At 61.5% G+C, this 6,000-nt stretch carries 6 protein-coding genes; 2 read left to right on the top strand and 4 right to left on the bottom strand.

The genetic code is table 11. The features are described from left to right. The 3 genes from ABWO90_RS23760 to ABWO90_RS23750 form a co-directional block, all read right to left on the bottom strand. Positions 1 to 547, bottom strand: a 547-nt coding sequence (locus ABWO90_RS23760; RefSeq protein WP_353193671.1) for a TCP-1/cpn60 chaperonin family protein, incomplete at its 3' end; no start/stop codon positions are given. 49 nt (positions 548 to 596) lie between these two features. Beyond that, positions 597 to 887, bottom strand: a complete 291-nt coding sequence (gene groES, locus ABWO90_RS23755; RefSeq protein ID WP_023594870.1) for a co-chaperone GroES — start codon at positions 885 to 887, stop codon at positions 597 to 599. A 411-nt stretch (positions 888 to 1,298) separates the two neighbouring features. Then, the gene (locus ABWO90_RS23750) at positions 1,299 to 2,357 is read right to left on the bottom strand and encodes a LysR family transcriptional regulator (RefSeq protein WP_353193670.1); all 1,059 of its coding nucleotides are present in this window, start codon (positions 2,355 to 2,357) and stop codon (positions 1,299 to 1,301) included. Positions 2,358 to 2,361: 4 nt separating this feature from the next. Between ABWO90_RS23750 and ABWO90_RS23745 the strand changes: the two genes are divergently transcribed. After that, positions 2,362 to 3,684: an MFS transporter gene (locus ABWO90_RS23745; RefSeq protein WP_353193669.1), complete on the top strand. Its 1,323-nt coding sequence runs from the start codon at positions 2,362 to 2,364 to the stop codon at positions 3,682 to 3,684. A 31-nt stretch (positions 3,685 to 3,715) separates the two neighbouring features. Beyond that, the gene (locus ABWO90_RS23740; protein WP_353193668.1) at positions 3,716 to 5,164 is read left to right on the top strand and encodes an N-acyl-D-amino-acid deacylase family protein; all 1,449 of its coding nucleotides are present in this window, start codon (positions 3,716 to 3,718) and stop codon (positions 5,162 to 5,164) included. A gap of 142 nt (positions 5,165 to 5,306) precedes the next feature. Here ABWO90_RS23740 and ABWO90_RS23735 read toward each other — a convergent pair whose 3' ends face one another. Beyond that, complete coding sequence (locus tag ABWO90_RS23735; RefSeq protein ID WP_353193667.1) at positions 5,307 to 5,894, bottom strand: class I SAM-dependent methyltransferase; 588 nt, start codon at positions 5,892 to 5,894, stop codon at positions 5,307 to 5,309. Positions 5,895 to 6,000 lie beyond the last annotated feature (106 nt).

Below are 6,000 nucleotides of genomic sequence, written 5' to 3'. Positions count from 1 at the left end.
GCGACTTGCCGTCTTCGACGGTGATCACGCCTTCCTTGCCGACCTTGTCCATCGCCTTGGCGATGTAGTCACCGATCGAGGTGTCGCTGTTGGCCGAGATCGAGCCGACTTGAGCGATTTCCTTGTTCGTGGTGCAGGGCTTGCTGATCTTGCGCAGTTCTTCGATGGCGGCGGCAACGGCCTTGTCGATACCGCGCTTCAGGTCCATCGGGTTCATGCCCGAGGCAACGTACTTCATGCCTTCGCGAACGATCGACTGGGCCAGCACCGTGGCGGTGGTGGTACCGTCACCGGCGTTGTCGCTGGTCTTGGAAGCCACTTCCTTGACCATTTGCGCGCCCATGTTCTGGAGCTTGTCCTTGAGTTCGATTTCCTTGGCGACCGACACACCGTCCTTGGTCACGGTCGGGCCGCCGAAGCTGCGCTCGAGCACGACGTTACGGCCCTTCGGGCCCAGGGTCACCTTGACGGCGTTGGCGAGGATGTTGACACCCTCAACCATCTTGGAACGAGCGGCATCGCCGAAAACGACTTCTTTAGCTGCCATTGCAGTAACTCCTTGAATACTTTACGTAGATGTCTTGGGGGAGACAGACTTAGGCGGCCACGACGGCCATGATGTCTTCTTCGCGCATGACCAGCAGTTCCTGGCCATCGACCTTCACGCTTTGGCCGGCGTACTTGCCGAACAGAACGCGGTCGCCCACCTTCACGTCGAGTGCGATCGCCTTGCCTTGATCGTCACGCTTGCCCGGGCCGACGGCCAGGATCTCGCCCTGGTCCGGCTTTTCAGCAGCGGCGTCCGGGATCACGATGCCCGATGCGGTCTTCGTTTCGTTGTCCAGGCGCTTGACAATAACGCGGTCATGCAAGGGACGAAGGTTCATTACAAGCTCCTCTTTTCTCTCAGTGAGATCGTCAAAACCAAATATGCAAACGTTTGCATATTTGATGAATTCATGGCGTTAGCACTCTGCGCCAACGAGTGCTAATTATAGGGACGGGGTTTTACGATTTCAAGACGCGGGGTTTTCCCGGATGTCATGCGGAGGGGCTGTCGAGACTCTCTGAGTTTCTAAACTTGTTCGATCCACTTTGAACCCGGCAAAGCAAAAATCAAAACAAATCATTAAAAATCAAAAACGTACAAGAAAATCACAGCCCTCTCCTCCCGGCGAGTGCACATGGGCTCAGCAATCAATGCCACAAATAGGCACGAGAATCGCACGGCGAGCTGCCAGCTCCCTTGGTGTGCCCTGATGCAAACCTCGCGGCGTCCACCACTCAGCCATGCCGCTTCATCCCACCTTCGTCACCTTGGCGGCCGCTTTCACACACGCCATGAACGTATCCGACGCGTCGGTCGCGGCGGTATCCGCGTTGTAGATGATCGACATGCGCAGTGACGGAAGCGGCTCGACAACGTTCACCGGCACGATATTCGCCGCCAGTCCCGCGACACGGATCGACGGCTCCGGAAAGATGCTGACGAAATCGGCACTCTGAACCATCGACTGCGCGATGACGAGCGACGAGCATTCGATCAGCGTCGCCGGGAGCGGCAGCGAGTCGGGCCAGAAGTTCGGAGACGAAAAAACGCCGCGCCAGTCCGGATGTTGCGGCACCACCCATTTGCAGTCCGTTAGCTCACCGAATGACGTCGCATGCTGATGCGCGTGCCCTTTTCGCACGACAATGCGCTGCGCCACGTCAAACAGCGGCACGGTCTGGATGTGCGGCGGGAAATCGCCGGGCCCCAATTGCAGCACCGCGAGGTCTAGGCTGCCGTCGAACAGACCATTCAACGAGCTCTTCAACGACGACTCGATCAACGTCACCCGGGCACGCGGCAAGCGCCTCGTGAATTCCTCCAGCGCCGCCGGCAGCAGCGTAATCGCGGCGGATGCACTCACCGCCGCACGCACCACGCCCCCCTGCCCGTCCTTCCTCGCGGCCATCGCCTCCTCGGCGCGCCGCATCTCGTTGTTGATCCGTTGCGCATGCTTGAGCAACGCCTGACCATGCTCGGTCAGGACCACGCCGCTGATGCTGCGCTGAATCAGCGGCAGGCCGACTTCCTTCTCCAATGTCCTGACCGTCTTGGTCACGGCAGGCTGCGTTAACCCGAGTGCTCGGGCGGCGCCGCGGATGCTGCCGTGCTCGGCCATCGCCAGAAAAAAGTTGAGATGCTGGGATTTCATTCGTCGATTTTCCGAGAAATCGGTGACAACTTTTCGTAAGAAAACACTGCAATTTTTTGTCTTTTCGTTATTTTTTGACGTTAGCACACTTCGTCCTGACAAGCGCAATACGAACAATTCAAACCCTACGAGCCTGCCCTGCCTGGCGAAGGACACGAACGTGAAAAACCTGACCCTGTCTGCTGAGATGCCGCAAACCCGGCCAGCCACCAGCCAACGCACGCTGGTGGTCGCCACAACCATCGGCAGCGCGTTGGAGTTCTTCGACTTCACCGCCTACAGCTTTTTCGCGATCGTCATCGGGAAGTTGTTCTTCCCGTCGCTGTCGCCCTACATGCAGTTGCTGATGTCGGTAACGACCTACGGCGTGGGGTACGTGATTCGACCGATCGGCGGCCTGATATTCGGCTCCGTCGCCGACAGGTACGGACGCAAGAAGGCGATGAAAGCCACAATTCTGCTAATGGCGGCGGGATGCGCGGTGATCGGCTTCGCACCGACTTACGCACAGGCGGGCGCTTTGGCCCCGCTGATCATCGTCTTCGGACGTGCGCTGCAAGGGCTTTCCGCTGGCGGCGAAGTCGGAACGGCAGCAACGATTCTGGTGGAGTCGGCCCCGCCTTCCCGGCGCGGCCTGCTCGGCAGCCTGACGTTCGCCAGCCAGGGACTCGGCGTTGTGATGGGCGCGCTGCTCGCGCTGGCCATCAACAGCAGTCTGACGACGAGCGACATCGAATCGTGGGGATGGCGAATTCCGTTCTACTGCGGCGTGTGCATTGCGTTCGTCGCACTGGCACTGCGCACCCGAACGCCGGAACTCGAAACGCAGCCGTCGCGTGCGTCAGGTAACGCCACGCCGGAATCGCGTGCCGCAAACCGCCCGGTGTACAACGCGTTCAAGCTTCACTTCCCATCGCTTTGCGCGGGAGTGCTGCTCATCATCGGCAGCACGGTCTGCGCCAATATCGTGACGTTCTATATGCCGACCTATGCCATCAGCGTGCTGCGCATGGCGCCGTCGAACGCGTTGTCCGCCGCGATCGTCTCCGGACTGGTCATCTGCATCGGTTCGATGTTGGCGGGCGTGCTTTCCGACCGGTTTGGCCGCAAGGCGGTCATCCTCTACGCGCGCATCGGGCTGATCGTCGCGCTGTATCCTGCATTCCACTGGATTTCCTCCGATCCGACGCCCCTCAATCTGATGGTCGCCGTTGCCATCCTGAGCCTGTTCTCCGCGCTCACGACAGCCCCCAGCATCACGATGATTCCCGAGATGTTCCCCGCATCGCTGCGTGCGAGTGGCATGTCGATCGTGTACAGCGTGGGCGTCTCCGTCTTCGGCGGCTTCGCGCAGACGAGTGCCGTCTGGCTGATCCACGTGACCGGATCGAACCTCGCCCCTGCCTATTACACGATGGCTTGCGTTGCCATTTCGACGATATCGCTGCTTTTCATTCGCGATAGAACGCGGCAGCCGATCTGAATCCCGTTCATCCACCGAATCGAGAAACCGAATGTCGACACCCTTTGATATCGTCATCGCCGGCGGCACCGTTGTCGACGGCTCGAAAACCCCGAGATTCGACGCCGACCTCGGTATCGTCGGCGACCGGATCGTCGCGATCGGCGACCTGTCGTCCGCACGCCGGAATGCCACCATCGACGCGACGGGGCGCATTGTCGCCCCCGGCTTCATTGACGTCCACACCCACGACGACCAGGCGGTACTTGCCGATCCGGCGATGACGGCCAAGATTTCGCAAGGCGTCACCACCGTCGTGACCGGCAACTGTGGCATCAGCGCGGCGCCACTCCCCTCGCCGCCCGCCGGGCAGGCGTTGCCGATGCCGTTGAGTCTTCTCGGACACGCGGATCTGCGGTTCGCGACATTTCACGACTACCTGGAATGCTTGCGCGCCTCAGCGCTATCGGTGAATGTCGTCGCGCTGGTCGGGCATTCGAGCCTGCGCGCGTGCGCCATGGACGATCTGAATCGCGCCGCTACCGACGCCGAAATCGCGGCGATGCGCGATTTGCTGTCGGAAGCGCTCGATGCAGGCGCGTTCGGATTGTCGACGGGACTGGCGTACCCGACGGCCATCCATGCGCCGACGTCGGAAGTCATCGGGGTCGGCCGGCCGCTGACGGCGTCCGGCGCGTTGTACGTCTCCCATATGCGCAACGAGTCGGACCATGTGATGGATTCGCTATCGGAGACGTTCGAAATCGGCCGTGCGCTCGATGTGTCCGTCGTGGTCTCGCACCACAAGATCGGCAACCCCAGGAACTTCGGCGCGACCGCACGCACGCTGCCGTACATCGCGTCGGCCATGGAAAAGCAGTCGGTGTGCCTGGACTGCTATCCGTACGACGCCGGCTCGACGATGATCAGCACCGACCCGAATATGCTCGACGGGCGCGTACTGATCGTCGCAAGCGAAACGCATCCGGAATGCGCGGGCCGCGACCTGGACGATATCGCGCGCGAATGGGATGTCAGTAAAGTCGAAGCCGCGCGCCGCTTGCAGCCGGGCTCGGCCATCTACTTCCTGCTCTCGGAAAACGACGTGCGGGACATCCTGCGGTTTCCCGACACGATGGTTGGCTCGGACGGACTGCCCGGCACGGAAAAACCGCACCCGCGCCTGTGGGGGACGTTTCCCCGCGTGCTTGGCCGTTACTCGCGCGACCTCGGCTTGTTTCCGCTCGAAACCGCGGTGTGGAAGATGACGGGACTCACCGCGAAGAACTTCGGGCTGGTCGATCGGGGCGTGCTACAGGCCGGTGCGTTCGCCGATGTCGTTGTGTTCGATTACGACACCGTCAATGATCGCGCCGATTATCAGCACCCGACGCGAGTGTCGTCAGGCATCGAGGTCGTCATGGCGAACGGTAGCGTGGTCTGGCGCAACGGCGAGCATACGCAGTGTCATCCGGGACGAGTGCTTGAGCGTGCGGCTTGAAGTGGCGCGCGAACCGTGGGCGTTCCGCCCCATGAAAACCGCGTGTCATGCCTGCCGAGGAAAACTCAGCCGGAAGCAGGCCCCCTTCGTCACGCATTCGAGATCCCCGTTGCATCGCCGAGATGACGCGATTTCGCGCGGCTCATGGTTGCGGCACCTCATCGTTGCATCGCGAGATGCTGTAGACGGTCGCAGGCGGGAAATTCAGATACGTCTTGCCCAGCCGGGTCGCACGCAGTCCCAACTCGCCTAGCACGTCCTCCGGCACCGAACAGGTGGCGCCGTAAGTGAACATGAAAAACTCGCCGTGCGGCTGCAGGTACAGGAAGGCGCCGCTCAGGATTCTGAAGACGGTGTCGCGCGGCATATTGAGAAAGCCCAGTCCGCAAACGACCGCACCGAACGTGTTGCCGAGGTACGGCGGCTGGAGACTCAGCACCTCGGCGCGCATCTGGAGCACGCGCGCCGACGGGAATTTCTCTCGAAGCAGGTCTGCGAAGCTTCGCCCGACCTCGATCAGCGTGAGATGGTCTTCGCTCACGCCGCGCCGCAACAGCGCCCTCGTGAACGCGCCGGTGCCCGGGCCCAGTTCGAGGACAGGCCCCGTCGCGGGGGAGATTTTCCGTGTGATGAGCGACGCCAGGGCGTGCCCCGAAGGGGCGACGGCCGCGACATCGCGCGGACTGCGCCCCCACTCACGGACAAACGTCAGAAGTTCGTTTATCGCCATTTCGCTGAACCATCCTTTCGCGGATACGGTGCTTCGGCCACTCACGCCACGGCACGATGCGACGACCCGCCGTGGGAATGAGGTCAGCTTGCCAGCGATGGCTGTC

It is taken from the genome of Pandoraea pnomenusa (genome assembly GCF_040391475.1).
Taxonomy (GTDB): Bacteria; Pseudomonadota; Gammaproteobacteria; order Burkholderiales; family Burkholderiaceae; genus Pandoraea; species Pandoraea pnomenusa_C.
The sequence above is the reverse complement of the archived record's forward strand: the minus strand, read 5'-3'. Positions and strand labels throughout refer to the sequence as shown.